A 20538-nucleotide genomic window follows, 5' to 3' on the forward strand; every position below is an offset into this window, starting at 1 on the left:
CGGCCGGTAGCGGATGGACTTGACCGGGCTGTTGTCCAGCCAGGGCAGGAAGAACAGGATGATGACCGCACCGCCCATCACCACCACGCCCCAGAACTTGGCATCGAAGTACTTCAGCAGCGCAATGGCGATCACCGCGGCCACCGGCACGACGATCTTCGCCTTGCCCTTGAGCGCCAGCAGCGAGACCACTGCGGCCAGGCCGACGATCACGCACAACACCGTGACCATCGGGTCGGTTGTGGCGCGCAGCATCGAGTAGTACGGCGTGAAGTACCAGACCGGCGCAATGTGCGGTGGCGTCTTCAGCGGATCGGCCGGGATGAAGTTGTTGTACTCGAGGAAGTAGCCACCGAGTTCCGGGCCGAAGAAGATGATCGCGCAGAAGATCATCAGGAACACGCTGACGCCGAACAGGTCGTGCACCGTGTAGTACGGGTGGAACGGGATGCCGTCCAGCGGCAGGCCGGTCTTTGGGTCCTTCTTGGCCTTGATCTCGACACCGTCCGGGTTGTTCGAGCCCACCTCGTGCAGCGCGATGATGTGCGCCACGACCAGGCCCAGCAGCACCAGCGGCACGGCAATGACGTGGAAGCTGAAGAACCGGTTCAGCGTCGCATCGCCGACGACGTAGTCGCCACGGATCAGCAGCGCCAGGTCCGGGCCGACGAAGGGCACGGCGGCGAACAGGTTCACGATGACCTGGGCACCCCAGTAGCTCATCTGGCCCCAGGGCAGCAGATAGCCCATGAAAGCTTCGGCCATCAGGCACAGGAAGATGCCGCAACCGAACAGCCACACCAGCTCACGCGGCTTGCGGTAGCTGCCATAGATCAGCCCGCGGAACATGTGCAGGTAGACCACGACGAAAAACGCGCTGGCACCCGTGGAGTGCATGTAGCGGATGATCCAGCCGCCCGGCACCTCGCGCATGATGTACTCGACCGAGGCAAACGCCAGGTTCGCATCCGGCTTGTAGTGCATCACCAGGAAGATGCCGGTGACGATCTGGATCACCAGCACCAGCATCGCCAGCGAACCAAAGAAGTACCAGGTGTTGAAGTTCTTCGGAGCGTAGTACTCCGACATGTGCTCCTTGTACATCTTGGTGGCCGGGAACCGGTTGTCCACCCAGGTCATGAGCTTGACACCCAGCGGCGCGTCTGCGGGTGCTTGCTTGAAATCTGCCATGTCGAGACCCTCGTGTGCCTATGTTCTTTGCGACTTCCGGCCCTCAGGCCTTTTTGTCTTCGCCGATCATCAGCACCGTGTCGGACAGGTACATGTGCGGCGGCACCTCGAGGTTGTCGGGCGCTGGTTTGTTCTTGAAGACCCGACCGGCCAGGTCGAAGGTCGAGCCATGGCAGGGGCACAGGAAGCCGCCTTGCCAGTCGTCCGGCAGCGAGGGCTGCGCGCCGGGCACCAGCTTGTCGGTCGGCGAGCAGCCCAGGTGCGAGCAGATGCCCACGGCCACCAGGAACTCGGGCTTGATCGAGCGGTATTCGTTGCGCGCGTATTCGGGCGTCAGTTCGCCCGGGTTGCGCTGCGACTTCGGGTCGGCGACCTCGGCGTCAGTCTTCTTCAGTGATGCCAGCTGTTCCTTGGTGCGGCGCAGGATCCAGACCGGCTTGCCCCGCCATTCGACAGTCATCTTTTCGCCGGGCTTCAGCGCGCTGATGTCGGCTTCGACTGGCGCACCGGCGGCCTTGGCGCGCTCGGAGGGGGCAAAGCTGCTGACGAAGGGCACTGCGACCGCTACGCCACCGATGGCGCCGGCGCCAGCGGTGATCGCCACCCAATTGCGCCGACTTTGATCCACAGGGCTGTCGGCTGCGGGGCTGTCACTCATGGGATTCCTCGGATGAAGAGCTGTGTTTGTACTTCAGGGCAACCCGGGATTCTAGCGGAGTGATCGGGGCCTTCCCGCCTGTGCAAGGCCCGGTTGACTTCGAAGGCCACTGCGCAATACTGCCCGAGCGCCGCTTCCGTGGCGCGAACACACACCCTTTCAGAGGAGCGAGAAGCACATGGGATTCGCCAGCGAGTTCAAAGAGTTCGCGATGAAGGGCAATGTCGTCGACCTCGCGGTGGGCGTCATCATCGGCGCGGCGTTCGGCAAGATCGTCGATTCGGTGGTCAAGGACCTCATCATGCCCATCGTCAACCTGGTCCTCGGTGGCCAAGTCGACTTCTCGAACAAGTATCTGGTGCTCTCGGGCAGCGTGCCGGCCGGCGCCACGCTGGTCGAGGCGCAGAAGGCGGGCAACGTCTTCGCCTGGGGCAACTTCGTGACGATCACGATCAACTTCATCATCCTGGCCTTCGTGATCTTCCTGATGATCAAGCAGATCAACCGCCTGAAGCGCGCCGAACCCGCCGCCCCGCCACCACCGCCCGCGGAAGACGTGGTCCTGTTGCGTGAAATCCGCGATGCCCTGACCAAGCGCTGAATCCACTTGTATCAATGGCAGCATGATGCTGCCGCTTTTGGCCGCATACTTCGCAGCGTTGAAGGGCGTCGCCTGGGGAGCCGGGCAGCGCCTTGCCGTCGTGGTACCCGGCCGCCATGAACCTGACCCCTCCTGTTCGTCTCCCTGCTGCTCTTGAAAGTGCTGTTCAGCGTGTGCGCATGGCCGCACGTTCGGCAGCGGAACGCACCGTCGACAGCCTCGGCCTGGCCGCACTGTCGTCGAACAATGTGTTTCACCGCGATGGCCTGCTCGGTGCGCAGTTCGAACTGAACCGCAAGCTGGCGATCTTTGCGCTGACCTTCAATGAGTCGCTGGACCAGCGTGTGGCCCGCGAGGCCGGCACGCTGGAGGCGCAAGGCAGCGGCGCGCAGACCAACTGGGACGCCTTGAGCCTGGTGACCGACCACGAGGTCGAGATCCAGGTTTCGGCCGACCGCTTTGCGCTCGAAATCTCGCATGCCTGCGAGTGGGAGATCCGCGAACTCGATGCCTACATGGGCACGCTGCTGAAGCTGGGCCGTGCCGACCCTGAACGCAACCCGCTGCGCGCCGAGGTGGTGGGCCAGGCGATGATCCGCGCGGTCGATGTGGTGGCCGACCGGCCCGAGACGCGCAAGGTGCTGCTGGCCGAGATCGGCCGTTCGCTGGCCAATGCGATGCGGCAGACCTATGCCGAGATCGTGGCCGATCTGCGCAACTCGGGCATCAAGCCGGTGGGCCTGCAAGTGCGACAGAACCCGCACGACGCCGCGGGCCGCGGCAACACCGGGCATGGCAGCCTGCACGGCGACATGGCCGACAGCATGCAGGGCCGCGGCCCGGCGCATGACCTGTCCGCCAGCGGGCGGCTGCAGCCGCGCGGCGGCCCCAGCAGCGGCCGCGGCCATTTCGGCCCGACCACCAGCGGCGGCTTCACCGGCCGCGGAACGCCGATGGGTCGCGTCGATGCCGAGATGATGTCGCTGCTGCGTCGGCTGTCGCACAACGCCGCGGCGATGGTCGATACCGGCAACAGCGACTTCGGCGGCTACGGCGGCGGCAGCGGTTACGGCGGCGAGGCGGGCGCGTCGGGCATGGGCATGCTCAGCGGCCCGATGATGGCGCCGAACCTGATCGTCGCGCACCGCGAAGAGTTACGCCAGGCGGCCACCGGCGCGCTCGATCACATGGTGATCGACGTCATCGCCGGGCTGTTCGACCAGATTCTGTCCGACCCCAAGGTGCCACCGCAGATGGCGCGCCAGATCGCCCGGCTGCAATTGCCGGTGCTGCGCGCGGCCTTGGGTGACACCAGCTTCTTCTCGTCACGCAAACACCCGGTGCGGCGCTTCGTCAACCGCATCGCCTCGTTGGGTACGGCGGTCGACGATTTCGATGGCGAACAGGGCCGTGCCCTGCTGGTGCGGGTGCGCGAACTGGTGCAGGAAGTGGTCGAGGGCGACTTCGAGCAGATCGAGCTCTACGAACGCAAGCTCAACGACCTGGAAAGCTTTGTCGCCGAACAGGCCCAGGCCGAAGTGCAGGCCCAGGGCGCCGCCGACCAGGTGCTGGGCCGCAAGGAAGACCAGCTGCGGGTGCAGCAACGCTTCGGCCAGCAACTCGACGGTGCGCTGCACTCGCTGCCGGTGCCCGACTTCCTGCGCGACTTTCTCGGCCGCATCTGGAGCAAGGCCATTGCCAGTGCCGAACAGCAGCATGGCGCCGACAGCGTGCTGGCCCGGCGCATGCGCGAAGTGGGCCGCGAGCTGGTGATGAGCGTGCAGCCCAAGGGCGTGCCGGCGCAACGCCAGGCCTTCCTGCGGCTGCTGCCGGCGCTGATGAAGGATCTGAACGCGGGGCTGGACCGCGTGCGCTGCGCCGAGAGCGTGCGGCGCGACTTCTTCTCGAAGCTGCTGCCCGCGCATGCCGAATCATTGAAGGGTCAGGCCCTCAGCACGCTGGAACACAACCTGCTGGCCAAGCAGGTGGAAGGTGCCTTGGCCACGCCGCTGCCCAAGACTGCCGAGTTGCCGCCGGTATCGGCCAGCGCGCTGCCGGTGCTCAACGACGTGGTCACGCCGGGCGATTTCAGTGCCGAGGAGGCCAAGGCCGTCGGCTTCGTCGACGAAAGCAAGGTCGACTGGAACGGCGCCGTCGACATCGACCTGGCGGCCGAGCCCGAGATCTCGGCGGTGGACATCGACATCGATGGCCTGCCCGCGCCGGAGGCGATGGAGCCCACGCGCGGCAAGTCGCTGGCCGACCACGTGCAGATCGGCTTCGCCTACCAGATGCACATCGAGGACAGCTGGCAGAAGGTGCGGCTGGCGCATGTCAGCGCGGCGCGCACCTTCTTTGTCTTCACCCACGGCGCGAAGCAGCGCAAGACCATCTCGATGACCTACCGCATGCTGTCGCGCATGTGTGAAACCGGCCGCATGCGCGCCTTCGAGAACGCCTACCTGCTGGAACGCGCCACCGCCCGGGCGCGGCGCCAGTTGGCCCAGCTGAAGACCCCGGCGGCCAGCACCGCCGGCCAGCGCGCCGGCAACTGATCTCGCAACGGACCTGATCAGGCAGGGTTCACACCGCCAGCCTGCGCGCCATGGCCAACGCGGCCTGGAAGCTGCGCGCATCGGCGATGCCGCGACCGGCGATGTCGAAGGCGGTGCCGTGGTCCGGGCTGGTGCGCACGAAGGGCAGGCCCAGCGTGACGTTGACGCCCTGCTCGACGCCGAGGTACTTCACCGGGATCAGGCCATGGTCGTGGGTCATCGCCACCACGACGTCGAACTCGCCGGGGTGGCCGGGCGCATTGCGGGCGCGCATGAACACCGTGTCCGGGGCGAACGGCCCGCGCGCATCGATGCCTTCGGCCACCGCGGCAGCAATCGCCGGGGCGATGAAGAGCCGCTCCTCGTCGCCGAACAAGCCGCCCTCGCCGGCATGCGGATTCAAGCCGGCCACGCCGATGCGCGGCTGCGGAATACCCCACTGCCGCGCCGAGGCCTGCACGATGCGCAGCGTCTGCAGCACCGCATCGAAATCCAGCAGCTCGATCGCCCGCCGCAGCGCGACATGGATGGTTACCAGCACCACCCGCAACTCGTCGTTGGCCAGCATCATGCGCACTGCGGGCGCGCCTGCCAGCGCCTGCAGCATCTCGGTGTGGCCAGGGAAATCGACCCCGGACGCCGCCAGGGCCTCCTTGTGGATCGGCGCGGTGACGATGCCAGCCACCGTGCCGGCCAAGGCCAGGCGGGCCGCCGCTTCGATGCAGCAGGCTGCGGCGCGGCCGGCCGCGGCCTGCACCTGGCCCATCGCCAGCGTCGCCAGCCCATCGGCCAGACCGGGCGGCTGCCACACGGGCACGCAGTTCGGCGGTGCCGGGTCGTCAGGGGCGTCGAGCACGGCCACCGGCAGCAGCAGGCCGGTCTGCGTCAGCGCGCGCCGCATCACCTCGGCGCTGCCGACCACCACGCAGCGGCCGGCGTCATGGACGGCCAGTGAACGCACGATGATCTCCGGGCCGATGCCCGCCGCGTCGCCCATCGTCAGTGCCAGCGGCGTGTCATGCAGGGTGCGGCTCGTCATGCCGGGTTCTCGATCTCGATGAACTGGTGCGCGAGACCGAAGTGCTCGGCCAGGTGCGCGCCAACCGCCGGCGCGCCATAGCGCTCGGTGGCATGGTGGCCGCAGGCCAGGAAGGCCACACCGGTCTCGCGCGCGATGTGGGCCTGCGGCTCGGAAATCTCGCCAGTGAGGAAGGCATCGGCGCCAGCGGCGATCGCCGCCTCGAAATAGCCCTGCGCGCCACCGGTGCACCAGGCCACGCGGTGCAAGGGCCGGCCGTCGCCGGGCAGCAGCACCGGGCTGCGCTGCAAGCGCTCGGCCACATGCGCTGCCAGAACCCTGGCATCCCACACCGCCGGGCCCACGGGCGCGGCGCCGATGAAGCCGAGGTCCTGCTCGCCGAAGCGCGCATCGGCCGCCAGGCCCAGCTGCCGACCCAGCTGCGCGTTGTTGCCCAGTTCGGCATGCGCGTCCAGCGGCAGGTGGTAGGCGAACAGGCTGATGTCATGCGCCAGCAAGCGCGCCACACGCTCGCGCAGCCAGCCGGTCAGGCGGCCGTCCTGGCCGCGCCAGAACAGGCCGTGGTGCACCAGGATCGCGTCGGCACCCGCAGCGATCGCCGCGTCGATCAATGCCAGGCTCGCGGTCACGCCGGAGACCAGTGTCTGCACCCTGTTCTTGCCCTCGACCTGCAGGCCGTTCGGCCCATAATCCTTGAACCGATCCACCGCCAGCAGCGCGGCCAAGTGGGCTTCGATCTCGATACGCTGCACCATGGCAGGTTGTCCTTTTTCCGATGCGCAGACTCTGGCTGATTTTCTCGCAGGCCGCCACCGTGGCGCTGGCGGTGCTGTTCGTCATCAACACGCTGAAGCCGCAATGGCTGCTGCGTGACGGCCGGCCGCTGACCGAGGTCGTGGCGCTGAACACCGCGCCGCCGCTGCCGGCACCAGGCGCCAGTGCCGTACCGGCAGGGGGTGCCAGCGCCGTGCCGGTGATGTTCACCGGCTACCAGTCCGCGGCGCGCGCGGCGGCGCCTGCCGTGGTGAGTGTCACCGCCAGCAAGGCCGGCGCCCGCAACCCGCATGCGCAGGACCCGAGCTTCCGCTTCTTCTTCGGCGAGCGCGCGCCGGAAACCCAGGTCGGCTTCGGCTCCGGCGTCATCGTGTCGGCGCAGGGCATCCTGCTGACCAACAACCATGTCATCGCCGGCGCCAGCGAGATCGAGGTGCGCCTGTCCGATGGCCGCGAGGCGCGCGCCGAGGTGGTCGGCACCGATCCCGAGACCGACCTGGCGGTGCTGCGCATCACGCTGGACAAGCTGCCGGCGATCACGCTGGGCAACATGCAGGCGCTGCAGGTGGGCGATGTGGTGCTGGCCATCGGCAACCCGTTCAACGTCGGGCAGACGGTCACTTCGGGCATCGTCAGCGCTCTGGGCCGCCAGGGCCTGGGCCTGTCGACCTTCGAAAGCTTCGTGCAGACCGATGCCGCGATCAACCCCGGCAACTCCGGCGGCGCGCTGGTGGATGTGCGCGGCCACCTGGTCGGCATCAACACCGCGATCTTCTCCCGCTCGGGCGGCAGCATGGGTATCGGCTTCGCGATTCCGGTGGACGTGGCGCAGCAGGTGATGGAAGGGCTGCTGCGCGACGGCCAGGTCACGCGCGGCTGGATCGGCGTGGAGCCGCGCGACCTGACGCCGGAGTTCGCCGAGAACTTTCACCTGCCGATCAAGGACGGCGTGCTGATCACCGGCGTGCTGCAGGATGGCCCGGCCAGCAAGGGCGGGCTCAAACCGGGTGACGTGGTGGTCTCGGTCGGCGGCCAGCAGGTCAGTAACACCGCGCAGTTGCTGCACAGCGTGGCGGCGCTCAAGCCCGGCAACACCGCCACCATCGGTGTGCAACGCGGCGCGCAGGCGCTGCAGCTGAGCCTGACGATCGCGCAGCGGCCCAAGCAGACAGTTCGCCCCCGCTGAAGCCGAGCGCTCAGGTCTCGGCCGTGGGCTGCTCGGCGTCCGGCGCCTTGGTGTGCTTGATGAACAAGTGCGCGGCCCAGATGCCCACCTCGTACAGCAGGCACATCGGGATCGCCAGCGACAGCTGAGACACCACGTCCGGCGGCGTGATCACCGCGGCGATGATGAAGGCCACGACGATGAAGTAGCCGCGCCATTCCTTCAGCTTCTGAATGCTGACGATGTTCAGCCGCGCCAGCACCACCACCGCGATCGGCACCTCGAAAGCCGCGCCGAAGGCGATGAACATGGTCAGCACGAAGCCCAGGTAGGCCTCGATGTCCGGCGCTGCGGTGATGCTCTTGGGCGCGAAGCTCTGGATGAACGCGAACACCTTGCCGAACACGAAGAAGTAGCAGAACGCCACGCCGCCGACGAACAGCAGCGTGCTCGACACCACCAGCGGCAACACCAGCCGCTTTTCGTGGCTGTACAGCCCCGGCGCCACGAAGGCCCAGATCTGGTACAGCACCACCGGCAGCGCCAGCATGAAGCCGCCCATCAGTGTCACCTTCAGCGGCACCAGGAAGGGCGAGATCGGATTCGTCGCGATCAGCTTGGAGCCTTCGGGCAGCTGCGCCACCAGCGGCATGGCCAGATAGTCGTACAGCGCGCCCGGGCCGGGCCACAGGCACAGCGCCCCAAAGGACACCGCGATCGCGATCAAGGCCCAGACCAGGCGGTCGCGCAACTCGACCAGGTGGGAGACGAAGGGCTGTTCGGTACCGGCCAGTTCGTCGGGCTTGTCGTTGGCGCTCATCGCTTCATCGCCGGCGGCCGGAAGCGGGCCACCCGCGCGGCGCCCGATTGCGCGTGAGCCCGCACGCCGGCGCGCTGCTTGTACCAGCGCGGCACGGCGCTGCGCTTCAGGCGCCACTTCTTGTTCGGCCGCTTGTATTGCGGCGCGGGCGGCGCGATGCTGCCGTCGGCACTGCCGGCCAGGCCCGTGCCATCGAGGCCGCTGCTCAGTTCTTCGTAGCCCTTGCCGAAGGCCGCGCTGGCGGCGTTCACCTCGCTGCGGACACTGGCCTCGACATCACTGGCCGCCGTCTCGAACTGCGACTTCATTTTCTGCAGCTCTTCCAGTTCGATCGAGCGGTTGACCTCGGCCTTCACGTCGGCCACGTAGCGCCGCGCCTTGCCGAGCAAGGTGCCCACGGTGCGGGCGACACGCGGGAGCTTCTCGGGGCCGATGACGATCAGCGCGACCGCGCCGATCAGCGCGATCTTGTCGAAACCGAAGTCGATCATGCAAGGGGCGTCAGGACTTGGTCTTGGCCTCGACGTCGACAGTGTGCGGGTCGGACGCCTTATTGCCGCTGACCTGCTGCGGCGGCTGTTGCGCCGCGGCGGCCGCGTCGGCGGACGTGGTGCCGTCGCGCACGCCATCCTTGAAGCCCTTGACCGCCGAGCCCAGATCGCTGCCGACGTTCTTCAGCTTCTTGGTGCCGAAGATCAGCACCACCACCGCCAGCACGATCAGCCAGTGCCAGATGCTGAGTGATCCCATGACAAACTCCTGAAGACAGATAGACGGATTCTAGGTGACCCGTCTCTGCATGCTTTGTGAACAGGCCCGGATCACCCCTTGAGCCAGGGCCGCGGCCCACCCATCACATGCAGGTGCATGTGCTGCACCTCCTGCAGGCCGTCCCGCCCGGTGTTGATGACATGCCGGTAGCCGTTGATGACGCCGAGGTCCAGCATCAGCTTCGGCGAAATCGCCAGCATCTTGCCCATCAGTGCCTGGTCGTCCGGCGTGACATCGACCATGCTGGTGATGTGTCGCTTCGGGATGATCAGGATGTGCACCGGTGCCCAGGGGTGGATGTCGTGGAAGGCGAAGATGTCCTCGTCTTCATAGACCTTCTTCGACGGGATGGCGCCTGCAACGATCTTGCAGAAGATGCAGTTCGGGTCGTGGCTCATGGTGAGGGACAAGGTCATGGGGGCATCAGATGGGCATCGGCCGGCGGTCGTTCAGCGCGAGCCAGCCGCGCACGACGCGGTAGAGGAACCAGATCGAGATGATGGCCCAGGCGATCCAGCCCGGCAGCACCAGCAGCACCCACAGCGGGATCGTCACCGTGTAGGCGATGGCGGCAAACACCACGCTGCGGATGCGCCAGCGGAAATGCGATTCCTGCCAGGTGCCGGCCGCATCGCCGCGCTTGACCAGGTCCAGGATGAAGGCCGCCAGCAACAGCAGCACACTGCCCTGCGCGCCCGGCAGCACGGCGCCGATGGCCACGATGGCATGTAGCGCATAGCTGATGTGGCCGATGGTGCGCAGCGAGGCATCGGCCTGCGCATCTACCACGGTCAGCGAAGAAGTCGGCTCGGTCATGATCAACCCCCTTCCTTGTCGCGTTGCTGCACCTTGCGCAGCGCAAACTCTTCCAGGCCGGACAGACCCTCGCGCCGCGCCAGTTCGGCCAGCACATCGGCCGGCTTCAGGCCGAAGGCGGCCAGCGCGATCATCGAGTGGAACCACAGGTCGGCCACCTCGTAGACGATCTTCTCCGGCACGCCGTCCTTGGCGGCCATCACCGTCTCGGTGGCCTCTTCGCCGATCTTCTTCAGGATCGCATCGGTGCCTTTGCTGAACAGGCGCGCGATGTAGCTCTTGTCCGGGTCGCCGCCGGCCTCGGGCTTGCGCGATTCGATGATCGCGGCCAGGTGCGCCAGGAAGTCCTGCGAAGTGATGTTGCTCATTTCTTGTAGATCTTGTCGGGGTCTTCAAGCACCGGCGCGGTGGTCGACCAGCGATCGCCATCGAGCTTGCGGAAGAAGCAGGAATGGCGGCCGGTGTGGCAGGCGATGCCGGGGTCGTGGCCGAGCTGGGTCACGGTGAGCAGCAGCACGTCGGCATCGCAGTCGACGCGGATCTCGTGCACCTGCTGGAAGTGGCCGGACTCTTCGCCCTTGTGCCACAGCTTCCGGCGCGAACGGCTCCAGTACACCGCCTGGCCGATCTCGGCCGTGCGCGCCAGGGCCTCGCGGTTCATGAACGCGAACATCAGCACATCGCCGGAGCCCTGCTCCTGCGCGATCACCGGCACCAGGCCGTCACCGTCCCACTTGATGCTGTCCAGCCAGTCCATGGCGGGAGTGTACGAGGGGGGCGCATCAGGCGGCGGCGCGCGGCAACCGCAACTCGAAGCTCACGCCGTCGGCAGTGTTGCGCGCCGCGATCGTGCCGCCCATCTTCGCCATGTAGGTGCGCGCGACGAACAGCCCCTGGCCACGGTGGCCCTCGGCCGCAGAATCGGGCTGGTCCGACACGCCGTACTCGAAGATCTTGTCCAGCATCTCCGGCGCGATGAATTCGCCCTGGTTGTGGATCTCGACCAGCGCCTCGCCCGCGCCGAGGCGGAGCCGCAGCGTGATCGGCGTGCCGGGCCGGCGGTGGCGGTCGGCATTGCGCAGCACATGCGTCACCACGTCTTCGAGCGAGTACTCGTCGGCACGCACCGGCACCGCCTGGCCGGGCGATTCGAACTGAACACCGGCGATGCCCACCGCGTCGGCATTGGCCGCGACATGGCCCAGGAACTCATCCAGCTGCAGCGGCGCCAGCTGCAGCGTCGTCGATGCGAAGGCTTCGCTGGGTGAGGCCTGGCCGTACAGCACGCGCACCGCCTGCTGCATGCGGCTGATGTAGCGGCGGCTCGGGTCGTCGGCATCGCCGTGCAAGGCCAGCAAGGACTGCAGCGGCGACATGATCTCGTGGCCCACCGCATGCCACTGGTCCTTCTCCTGCGCGGCGCGGATCTGCGCGCGGCGCGCATCCTCGTTGACGCGCTGCAGCAGGTCTTGCAGGCCTTGCGCCAGCACACCCAGTTCATCGCCGCCGCGCAGATCGCTCAGGTCCACCTGCGTCAGGCCATCGGCCGCGCGCACGCCGCTGGAAACGCTGGCCGCGCGCCGGGTCAGCAGCGTGATGCGGCGGATGATGCGCAGCTCGATCAGCGCCCAGGCCAGCAGCACGGCAGCCAGCATCGCAGCGACGAACCACATCAGCCGTGTCGCCACCGCAGCCAGCGTCTTGTTGACGCTGCGCACATCGCCACCGAGCTCGATGTCATAGCGTCCCAAGGACGTGGCCACGAATTCGCGCAGGGCCAGCGGCGCGTCGTAGCCCGCCACCGGCAGGCGGCGGATCAGGCTGTCGAGCCAGCGCAGGCCGGCGGCCTCGCCGCCACGGCCGGTGATGTCCAGCAGATCCTGCGCCGCGCCCTGGCGCCGGATGCGCAGGCGCTCGCCGGGCAGCAGCTGCTCGCCCAGGTCGGCCAGCGCAAACGGCGGCTCGGCACCGGGGGCATCGCTGTCGAACAGCGCTGCGCCCTCCCCCGGTGCCAGCACCTGCAGCCGCACCTGGATCTGGCCCAGATCCGGCGGCGGCCAGACGATGCGACCGCGCTCGGGCTGGAACAGCGCATCGCGGAAGATCTCGATCGGCAGGCGCAGCGACAGGAACGAGCGCTTCATGCAGCCCGGCTGTGCTGGATCGGCCGCTTCATCGATGCAGCGTCCGTCCTGCCACAGCCAGCCGCGAAAATCGCGCACGTTGCGTGTGCCATGAACGATCGGCACACCGTCGACATACCCCGTCAACCGGCCGCGCAAGCCCGGCGCGCCGGACGGGCCCACCGTGCCGCCTTCAGCCAGCGCTTCGAAGAGTGCGATCCAGCGGTAGGTCTGGCCGCGCATCTGCACCGAGACGCGCACGCGGTGCGCAGCGCTGAAATTCAGGTCACCGCTGGCGTGCGAGACCAGTGCGCCACTGGCGAAGCTGCCCGCCACGTAGATGAAGCCACCGGCGAACGGGTTGTTGCCCACGGCCACGCACAGCGCCGAGCCATCGGGGTACTGCACCAGGCAGCCGGCCATCTCCACCGCCTGCTGGACCTTGGTCTTGTCGTCGAAATCGACGCCCGAGAACGGCAGCACCAGCGGCCTCAGCGGCGTTGCCGCTTCGCCGCTGGCGCGCGGGTTCAGCAGCGCCAGCTGGCCCGTCGGATGGCGCAGCCGCGCGACGATCTGCGCCTGGGTCTTGCGCAAGCTGTCCTGGTAATTGCGGTAGCCGAGCTGCTTCTCCTCCTGCAGCACGCCCACCGCCATCGCCAGCGTGGCCAGCGCCAGCAGCAGGAAAACGCCGCGGAAGAACAGCCGCAGGCGCAGCGGCACGCGCACCGGCAAGCGCCAGTCGGTCGGCCAGCCGGGCCAGCCGGGCGCGCCTGGAGTCACTTCGCCGCGACCCATCTGAAGCCGCGCATCGGCACGTTCTCGATGCCATCGAAGGCCGGATCGATCTCGCGCAGCGCATCGCGGATGGTGCTGACGTGCTTGCGCACGTTGTCGCGGTTGCGCCCGCTCTTGACCACCTGGAACAGCTCGTCGTAGCTGACCACCTCGCCGCGCCGCTGGTGCAGCGTGAGCAGGATGCGCTGCGCCGTCAGCGGCAGGTTCAGGCGCTGGCCGCGCCAGATCGGCGTGCTCTGGCGCAGCGGGTCGATCGACAACTCGCAGTCCTGCGCCAGGGGCGGCGCGGCGACCGCCGGCTTGTCGCGCACCGCCCGCAGCATGTCCAGCAGCGTGTCGATGAAGTCGTCCTCGCTGAAGGTCGTCTTCTGCAGGTAGTCCCAGGCGTCCAGCGCCTTCATGATGCCGCGGTAGATGGCCGCCGGCATCGCCGACACCACCAGCACCGGCGTGCCATGGTGCAAGCGGTTGATCGCGTTGATCAGCGCCACTCCGGCATGGCGCTCGCGGCCGAGCTCGATGTCCAGCACCACCAGGTCATAGCGCTCGCGCTGCAGCGCGGCCTCAGCCTCGTCGCGGCTGAACCAGGGGTCGATGCGGATGCCCGGCCGCGCCGCTTCGATCCAGCCCTTGAGCTGGTTGCTGGTCGGCACATCGTCTTCGATCAGGGCCACGGTCACCATGGAATGCGGTCTCTCGGTTCGCTGCGGCCGATTGTCCGGTGGCCGCGCGCGGCCGGGTGTGAAGCTTTCTTCCGCGGCCGGAAGACAGTCGCCCGGCGCCGCGCTGGCAGCTTCCGCGGGGTCTGCGAAGAATGGGTTTCGTCGATGCCCCACAGCACACGACACCCTCAACAACCCCGGAGCACCCACGATGAACCCCCGCCTGAACGCCCTGACCCAGATGCTGGGCCGGGCCTTCCGTTCCACGGCCACCACCTTGCGCAGCCGCACCGGCCTGTTCGTCGGCACCGCCGCGATCGCCATCGGCAGCTACTGGCTGCTGGTGCACCCGCCAGTGCAGACCGTGGCCGGCGGCGAGGTGGTGATCCGCAGCAACCAGCTCACCGGCGAGACCAGCCAGCACCGCGAAGGCACGTTGTTCGTGCTGCCCGGCCTGCATGCGCTGCACCGCTATTCGCTGCGTGATCAGGTCTACCGTCCGCAGGACAGTGCCAAGGCCAACGGCCCGGCGCCGTTCCAGTCGGTCGAGGGCCTGTCGCTGGGCGTGGACCTGACGATCCGCTACGCGATCGACCCGACGCGTCTGGCCTCGACGGCCCGCAGCCTGCCCGAAGACCTGGGCGCCGAGGTCGTGAAGCCGGCAGTGCAAGGCGTGATCTACAAGACCTTCACGCGCTACACGGTGCGCGAGATCTTCTCGGCCAAGCGCGCCGAGATCCAGGCGCAGATCGAAGCCGAGCTGAAGCCGCGCCTGGCCGCCGACGGCATCCTGCTGCGCACGGTGCAGATGGGCCAGGTCGACCTGCCGGCCGAATACCGGCAGGGCATGGACCGCCTGCTGGCCCAGGAACTGGAGACCGAGAAGATGCGCTACACGCTGGTGCTGAAGGCCAAGCAGGTCGAGCAGACCGCGCTGGAAGGCGAAGCCGAGCGCGTACGCCGCGAAAAGGCGGCACTGGCCGCTGCCAACGAGCAGGTGATTGCCGCCCGCGCGCAGGAAGAAGCCATGAAGCATGTGCTGCCGTTCAAGGAGAAGCAGATCCAGCAGCGGCAGCTGGAGGCCGAGGCGGAAAAACAATCGCGCATCCGTGCCGCCGAAGGCAGCGCGCAGGCCCGGCGCATCGAAGCCGCGGGCGAAGCCGAATCACGCCAGAAGCTGGCGGATGCCGAAGGCTATCGGCTGGAGCGTGTCGGCAAGATCGCCAGCGCGCAGATGGCCCGCGACGGCGCGCTGATCACCAAGCACCCGCTGCTGATCCAGAAGACGCTGGCCGACAAGCTGTCGGACAAGATCGCGGTGATCATCGCGCCGCCGCCCAGCGACGGCGGCTTCATCGGCGCCGCCTTGCTCGGCAAGCTGCCGACTCCAGCGCCGGCTGCGCAAGCTGTTGACGACACCAAGGAAGGCAACTGATCATGATGCTCAGCGTGCTGGCCACGATGGCCATCGTCACCCAGGATCAGTCGGCGCTGCGCGCAGCGCCGCGCGATGCCGCCCCGCAGCAGGCCGTGCTGTGGCAAGGCGATGCGCTGGAAGTGCGGGGGCGCAAGCTCGACTACCTGCAGGTCTGGGACCACCGGCGCGAGCGTGCCGGCTACGTCCGCGCCTCGCAGGTGCGCAGCGCGACGCTGGAAGCGGCCGATGCCGGTGAACTGCTGTCGGTGCTGCGCTTTTTGCGTGATAGCAACGGCGCCGAGGCGCTGGGCATCGCCTACGCCGCGGCCTATCTGCAGGCGGTGCCGGCGATCCGGATCGACGCCGAGCCCTTCGACGCCATCGGCACGATGGCCGACCGGCTGGCGCGGCGCGCCTCGCAGCGTGCCGGCCAAACGACGCCGGCGACGATCGCCGCGCACCTGGAGGTGGCGAACCACTACGGCGTGCGCATCGCCGGCACCGAGCGCGACGGCGCCCTGCAGCCCTGCTACGACGGCGAGGCCTTCCGCCGCGTGCTGGCGCTGCCGTCAACACCCGAGCAGCGCGCCCGTGCGGCGCTGGGCCTGACCCGCCACGATTGCGTCGATGCCAGCCTGACGCCGGTGCAGCGCCTGCCGCTGGACCAGTGGCGGGCGCAGGTGCTGGACCAGCTCAGTGCCGAGCAGTTCGCGCAGTTGCCGGAGCAGACCAAGAACCGGCTGCGCCTGCGCCGAGCCGGCGTCTGGGCCAGCCTGGCCTACCAGTTCGCACGCCGCGGTGAACCGGCGGCGCCGGCCGCGCAGCGCGCACTGGCTGAACTGGCCGGTGTGAACAAGACCGAGCTGAGCGACGACGATCGAAGCGACTACAACGAAGCGGCGATCCGCGTCGGCGCCTCACGCTGGGCGGCCGAGCCGGTGGCACCGACAGCGCCCGGCCTGACGATCCAGACGGCAACCGGCCAGCCCGGCGAGACCTGCGTGGCGCTGGTCGATGCACGCCAGCCGAACACCAAGCCCTTGGCCCAGCGCTGCACCTATGGCCTGGTGTGGGCGGCCTCGGTGCGCGCCTCGGCCAATGGCAATGCGCTGGCGCTGGCCGTGCAGCCGCTGGACACCTGGCGCGAGCTGTGGCTCTTCCGCCGCAGTGGCAAGGACTGGGCCATCGACGTGCTGCCGCCCGCCGCCAACGGCCCGGAGCTCGGCTATGTCGAGTTCGCCGGCTGGGTGCCGGGCGCGGAGCGGCTGCTGCTGGCCCGCGAGAGCAAGGTCGAAGGTCGCGTCAAGCGCAGCTTCGAGGTCACGAAGCTCGACAGCTTGCAGCCGGAAAAATCGGCCAGCACGCCGGACCTGCTGGTGCTGTTCGGCCGCTGGCAGGATGCCGCGTGGAAGCGCCAGACGGTGAGCCTGCGCTGAGGGTCTCAAGGCCATGTGGCACTACCACGGTCCTGGGTCCCCGCGGGGAGCGGCCGGCCGCGACCGGCTTTGGGGCCGATCAGATGTTGTCGAGGTAGGTGAAGGTACCGTGCTCCTTGACCTCGACCGCGGCCCGCTGCATGGCCGACATCGCTGCGCGGTACAGCGAAGTGGCCAGGCTGATGCGGCGCACGCCGGCCGCCTGCAGCTCAGCCACGCTGAACGACTTGCCCTTGATGCCGACCATGAAGCTCAGCGGCTTGTCGCCGAGCGCCTGCACTACCGCGCGCACCGCCGCGAGATCCGGCAGACCCGGCGCAAACAGCACATCGGCGCCGGCCTTGGCATAGGCCTGCAAGCGGTGGATCGTGTCGTCCAGGTCGGGGTTGCCGCGCAGGAAATTCTCGGAACGCGCAGTGAGCACGAAAGGCACGGTCAGCGCACGTGCCGCCTCGGCCGCGGCCGCGATGCGTTCGGTGGCTTGTTCGATGCTGTACAGCGGCCGCTCGGGATTGCCGGTGGCGTCCTCGATCGATCCGCCGGCCAGGCCGATCCCGGCGGCCAGCCGGATCGTCTCGGCAACGTAGTCGGGCGCGTCGCCAAAACCTTGTTCGAGGTCGGCGGCGACCGGAATCCTCACCGCATCGACGATGGCCTTGGCATGCGCCAGCGATTCGTCGCGACTGATCTGGCCATCCCGCCGGCCCAGTGCCATCGCCGCGGCGCCGCTGGACGTGGCGAGCGCCGGAAAGCCGAGTTTTTCCAGCGCCAGCGCCGAACCGGCATCCCAGGGATTGGGCATCACAAAGACCTCGCGGGCCTGATGCAATTGCCGAAAACGAATGGCCTTGTCCTGCGGAGTGCTGCTCATGGATGTCCTCCAGGTAGGCGCGCAGTATGGCCGCGGGCCGATGTCCCGATTCCTGTGCGGGTCGTTCGGCTCGGCTGCCTGACAGGTCGGGCGTCCCTGCAGGGCCGGTCATCGGCTCGGCCCGACGGCCGCGGTCACCGCCCGGAAGATGTCGTTGCGAATGAGCGTCAGGGCCTGAGCTCGTGACTGGCTCGTTTCGGAGACAGCGGATGTCGTGGCCACCACCAGATCCATCGGCGGATAGACCCAAATGAACTGGCCGCCGTATCCGCTGGCCAGGAAGGTTCGCTTCGGACTGCTGGCCGGGCCCACCCACCACAGGTAGCCGTAGGCGAGGCCCGCGGGCGGGCCGCCAGCGTTATGCGGCTGGACTGCCGCGGCGGTGAATTCCCTTGGGAGAAGTTGCCGCCCCTGCCAAGCGCCCTGCTGCAGGACCAGTTGCCCCAACCGGGCCATGTCGCGCGTGCGCAGGCTGAGCCCGGAAAATCCGACGGTGTGGCGATGCCGGCCACGCGCCCACTCGAAGGCCGTGATGCCCATGGGCTCGAACAGGCCCTCTCTTGCAAACGATGACGTAGCTTGCCCGGTCGCGGCTTCCAGTGCGATCGACAGCAGGTTCGCGGCGAGGTTGTCGTACTCGAACGTCGTGCCTGGTGCGGCCCGGCGCGGGCGCTGCATCAGGAACTGCGGGTTGTCCGCGTCAGCTCGCGAGAAACGGCCGGCAGGCTCGAATCCCGCCGTCATCGTGAGCAGGTGCCTGATCGTGACGGGCGGGTAGGTCGTATCCGCGTCCTGCAACGCGGCCGTCGGCAGGAGCGTGGCGACGGCTTGATCCAGCGACTTCAGCGCGCCGCGCTCGAGGGCGATGCCCACCAGCAGCGCCAGAACACTCTTCGTGACCGACTGAACGTCGTGCAGCGTGTTGGCATCCGTTCCGGGCTTGTAGTGCTCGAACAAAAGGTCTCCGCGCTGCATCACGACCACGCTGTCGACGTCCGGAAAGGATGCCGCGATCGTCGGATGCAAGGCCTCGAACGGCGCGTGGCGATCACGGGTCTCGGCACTCGCAGGTCCCGTCGGAGAGGGCGGTGCAGAGGACGGCGAGGACTGCCCGAATGCCACTGAACACGGCAGGACTGCACTCATCAGCCCAGCCGCCAGGAACCGTCTTGTCTGCAGCATCGAATGCTCCGGTACGAATTGATGACACCCACGCTCAGGCCGGCGCCGAATGCGACCAGCCGGCCGTGCATGGCGGCGGCGGCGCCGCAACCATCAGTCCCGCTGCGGCACGGGTCGCGGCGATTGCAGCCGCGCCACCGCCTGTTCGCCCAGGCGCGCCTTCAATGCCTCGCGCAACAGGTACTCGACCTGCGCGTTGGCGCTGCGCAACTCGGCCGCAGCCAGGCGTTCGATCTCGGCCCACAGCGCGGGGTCGATGCGCAGCAGGAAGGACTTCTTGTCGGGGCTGGCCATGGTTCGCGACAGACGATCAGTCGCCCCACCAGAACCGCTGCTCGCGCGCCTGGCGCGGCAGGCGGGCATCCTCGCGCTTGGCGCGATGGCCCCCCAACAACAGCAGCAGCACGAGGCCGCCGATGCCGGGCCACAGCGCCAGCTCTGCCAGACCGCGCCAGGCGGTCAGGCCGGCCAACAGCAGCATCAGCAAGGCGAAGATCGTCAACAGACGCTGCATCACCGCTCCGCGCAGCGTCAGTTGTACAGCGTGCCGGTATTGACCACCGGCGTCGCGTCATGGTCCGAGCACAGCACCACCAGCAGGTTGCTGACCATCGCCGCCTTGCGTTCGTCGTCCAGCGAGATCAGGCCGCGCTCTTCCAGTCCCTTGAGCGCCAGCTCGACCATGCCGACGGCGCCCTGCACAATCTTCGAACGCGCGGCCACCACCGCTTCGGCCTGCTGGCGACGCAGCATGGTGCCGGCAATCTCCGGCGCGTAGGCCAGGTGGGTGAGCTTGGCATCGAGCACCGCAATGCCGGCTTGCGCAAAGCGCGCCTCCAGTTCAGCACGCAGCGCGGCGCCGACCTCCTCGGTGCCCGAACGCAGTGTGATCTCGGCGCCGGTGTTGCCGTGTTCGTCGACCTGCAGGTTGTCGTAGGCGTAGCGGGACGCGAGATGGCGCACCGCGGCTTCGGCCTGGGTCAGCACATAGGCCTCGTAGTTCTCGACATCGAAGCTGGCGCGCGCAGTGTCTTCGACACGCCAGACGATGGCCGCGGCAATCTCGATCGGGTTGCCGCGCAGGTCGTTGACCTTCAGCTTCTCGCTGTTGAAGTTGCGGGCGCGCACGCTCATCTTGGTCGCCACGAAGAACGGGTTGGCCCAGCGCAGGCCTTCATGGCGGTCTGTACCGCGGTAGCTGCCGAAGAACATCAACAGCGCCGCCTGGTTGGGCTGCAGCATGTACAGCCCCGCCCAGCACCACGCGGCCAGGGCAAACAGCAGCACCGCGATGGTCACGCTCACCGGCCCGGGGCGCGAAGCCACCAGCGCAATCGCGGCCAGCGCTGCGACCAGCCCGATGCCGATGCTGGCGAATCCATTGCGTGTGCTGGCGTCCCGCTCCTGCGCTGGCTGATGAGCCATGGCTGTCTCCCGGTTTGCTTTCAAAGTGATATCACTTTAATAGCTCAACTCGCGGACGTCAACACTTCTTTGGAGCGCATCGGGAAGGGTCGCGAACGGCCCATTGCGGTCGTTCGGTTGTTGTTCTGAGAGCCGACATTCGATTGTTGAGTCCTGCGGAGTGGCCGGGATTCCGCCCCGGCGGGCGGGTAACTTCTTTCTGCTGGCTCAGAAAGAAGTCACCAAGAAAGAGAGCCA

The 20538-nt window shown here is 67.9% G+C and carries 23 protein-coding genes; 5 read left to right on the top strand and 18 right to left on the bottom strand.

Annotated elements, in window-relative coordinates; all coding sequences use genetic code 11:
• Positions 1 to 1191 (bottom strand): cytochrome b (locus VLK61_RS18845; protein WP_325423161.1); only part of this gene is annotated, 1191 nt, incomplete at its 3' end.
• A gap of 43 nt (positions 1192 to 1234) precedes the next feature.
• Positions 1235 to 1849, bottom strand: coding sequence for a ubiquinol-cytochrome c reductase iron-sulfur subunit (gene petA / locus VLK61_RS18850; RefSeq protein WP_325423162.1), 615 nt, complete (start codon positions 1847 to 1849; stop codon positions 1235 to 1237).
• A gap of 178 nt (positions 1850 to 2027) precedes the next feature.
• Here petA and mscL point away from each other — a divergent pair, with 178 nt between their 5' ends.
• Positions 2028 to 2450 (top strand): large conductance mechanosensitive channel protein MscL, encoded by a 423-nt coding sequence (gene mscL / locus VLK61_RS18855; RefSeq protein WP_325423163.1) that lies wholly within the window; start codon positions 2028 to 2030, stop codon positions 2448 to 2450.
• 116 nt (positions 2451 to 2566) lie between these two features.
• Positions 2567 to 5005, top strand: a complete 2439-nt coding sequence (locus VLK61_RS18860) for a DUF1631 family protein (protein WP_325423164.1) — start codon at positions 2567 to 2569, stop codon at positions 5003 to 5005.
• Between the two features lie 28 nt (positions 5006 to 5033).
• Here the strand turns inward: VLK61_RS18860 and pdxA are convergent, their stop codons facing one another.
• Positions 5034 to 6044, bottom strand: a complete 1011-nt coding sequence (pdxA, locus tag VLK61_RS18865) for a 4-hydroxythreonine-4-phosphate dehydrogenase PdxA (RefSeq protein ID WP_325423165.1) — start codon at positions 6042 to 6044, stop codon at positions 5034 to 5036.
• Positions 6041 to 6799 carry a Nif3-like dinuclear metal center hexameric protein gene (locus VLK61_RS18870; protein WP_325423166.1) on the bottom strand — a complete coding sequence of 253 codons (759 nt, stop codon included), beginning with the start codon at positions 6797 to 6799 and terminating at the stop codon, positions 6041 to 6043. Before VLK61_RS18870 ends, pdxA begins: the two co-directional genes overlap by 4 nt.
• Before the next feature lie 20 nt (positions 6800 to 6819).
• On the opposite strand from VLK61_RS18870, the gene VLK61_RS18875 reads away from it, so the two are divergent.
• Positions 6820 to 8004, top strand: coding sequence for a S1C family serine protease (locus VLK61_RS18875; RefSeq protein ID WP_325423167.1), 1185 nt, complete (start codon positions 6820 to 6822; stop codon positions 8002 to 8004).
• 10 nt (positions 8005 to 8014) lie between these two features.
• On the opposite strand, the gene tatC is transcribed toward VLK61_RS18875, so the two are convergent.
• The 9 genes from tatC to VLK61_RS18920 form a co-directional block, all read right to left on the bottom strand.
• Positions 8015 to 8803 (bottom strand): twin-arginine translocase subunit TatC, encoded by a 789-nt coding sequence (gene tatC, locus VLK61_RS18880; protein WP_325423168.1) that lies wholly within the window; start codon positions 8801 to 8803, stop codon positions 8015 to 8017.
• On the bottom strand, positions 8800 to 9294 hold the full coding sequence (gene tatB / locus VLK61_RS18885; RefSeq protein WP_325423169.1) for a Sec-independent protein translocase protein TatB: 495 nt from the start codon (positions 9292 to 9294) through the stop codon (positions 8800 to 8802). Before tatB ends, tatC begins: the two co-directional genes overlap by 4 nt.
• A gap of 10 nt (positions 9295 to 9304) precedes the next feature.
• Positions 9305 to 9553 (bottom strand): Sec-independent protein translocase subunit TatA, encoded by a 249-nt coding sequence (gene tatA / locus VLK61_RS18890; RefSeq protein WP_325423170.1) that lies wholly within the window; start codon positions 9551 to 9553, stop codon positions 9305 to 9307.
• Between the two features lie 71 nt (positions 9554 to 9624).
• Positions 9625 to 9972 carry a histidine triad nucleotide-binding protein gene (locus VLK61_RS18895; RefSeq protein WP_325423183.1) on the bottom strand — a complete coding sequence of 116 codons (348 nt, stop codon included), beginning with the start codon at positions 9970 to 9972 and terminating at the stop codon, positions 9625 to 9627.
• A 25-nt stretch (positions 9973 to 9997) separates the two neighbouring features.
• On the bottom strand, positions 9998 to 10390 hold the full coding sequence (locus tag VLK61_RS18900) for a DUF4870 family protein (RefSeq protein WP_325423171.1): 393 nt from the start codon (positions 10388 to 10390) through the stop codon (positions 9998 to 10000).
• 2 nt (positions 10391 to 10392) lie between these two features.
• A complete protein-coding gene (locus tag VLK61_RS18905; protein ID WP_325423172.1) occupies positions 10393 to 10758 on the bottom strand; it encodes a phosphoribosyl-ATP diphosphatase in 366 nt (121 codons plus the stop codon).
• Complete coding sequence (hisI, locus tag VLK61_RS18910; RefSeq protein WP_325423173.1) at positions 10755 to 11147, bottom strand: phosphoribosyl-AMP cyclohydrolase; 393 nt, start codon at positions 11145 to 11147, stop codon at positions 10755 to 10757. Before hisI ends, VLK61_RS18905 begins: the two co-directional genes overlap by 4 nt.
• 25 nt (positions 11148 to 11172) lie before the next feature.
• A complete protein-coding gene (locus tag VLK61_RS18915; protein WP_325423174.1) occupies positions 11173 to 13308 on the bottom strand; it encodes a sensor histidine kinase in 2136 nt (711 codons plus the stop codon).
• Complete coding sequence (locus tag VLK61_RS18920; RefSeq protein ID WP_325423175.1) at positions 13290 to 13991, bottom strand: response regulator transcription factor; 702 nt, start codon at positions 13989 to 13991, stop codon at positions 13290 to 13292. The genes VLK61_RS18915 and VLK61_RS18920 overlap by 19 nt, the downstream gene beginning before the upstream one ends.
• A 190-nt stretch (positions 13992 to 14181) precedes the next feature.
• Between VLK61_RS18920 and VLK61_RS18925 the strand changes: the two genes are divergently transcribed.
• The gene (locus VLK61_RS18925) at positions 14182 to 15405 is read left to right on the top strand and encodes an SPFH domain-containing protein (protein WP_325423176.1); all 1224 of its coding nucleotides are present in this window, start codon (positions 14182 to 14184) and stop codon (positions 15403 to 15405) included.
• A gap of 2 nt (positions 15406 to 15407) precedes the next feature.
• The gene (locus VLK61_RS18930) at positions 15408 to 16823 is read left to right on the top strand and encodes a hypothetical protein (protein ID WP_325423177.1); all 1416 of its coding nucleotides are present in this window, start codon (positions 15408 to 15410) and stop codon (positions 16821 to 16823) included.
• Positions 16824 to 16902: 79 nt separating this feature from the next.
• Here the strand turns inward: VLK61_RS18930 and VLK61_RS18935 are convergent, their stop codons facing one another.
• From VLK61_RS18935 to VLK61_RS18955, 5 genes are all read right to left on the bottom strand, one after another.
• On the bottom strand, positions 16903 to 17694 hold the full coding sequence (locus VLK61_RS18935; RefSeq protein WP_325423178.1) for an isocitrate lyase/PEP mutase family protein: 792 nt from the start codon (positions 17692 to 17694) through the stop codon (positions 16903 to 16905).
• 108 nt (positions 17695 to 17802) lie between these two features.
• A complete protein-coding gene (locus tag VLK61_RS18940; protein WP_325423179.1) occupies positions 17803 to 18720 on the bottom strand; it encodes a serine hydrolase domain-containing protein in 918 nt (305 codons plus the stop codon).
• Positions 18721 to 18969: 249 nt separating this feature from the next.
• Positions 18970 to 19170, bottom strand: coding sequence for a hypothetical protein (locus tag VLK61_RS18945; RefSeq protein ID WP_325423180.1), 201 nt, complete (start codon positions 19168 to 19170; stop codon positions 18970 to 18972).
• Between the two features lie 16 nt (positions 19171 to 19186).
• Complete coding sequence (locus tag VLK61_RS18950) at positions 19187 to 19378, bottom strand: hypothetical protein (protein ID WP_325423181.1); 192 nt, start codon at positions 19376 to 19378, stop codon at positions 19187 to 19189.
• A gap of 29 nt (positions 19379 to 19407) precedes the next feature.
• Entirely contained in the window at positions 19408 to 20301 is an 894-nt protein-coding gene (locus VLK61_RS18955; protein WP_325423182.1) for an SPFH domain-containing protein, read from the bottom strand.
• Positions 20302 to 20538 lie beyond the last annotated feature (237 nt).

Source organism: Aquabacterium sp. (assembly GCF_035476535.1).
GTDB lineage: Bacteria > Pseudomonadota > Gammaproteobacteria > Burkholderiales > Burkholderiaceae_C > Pseudaquabacterium.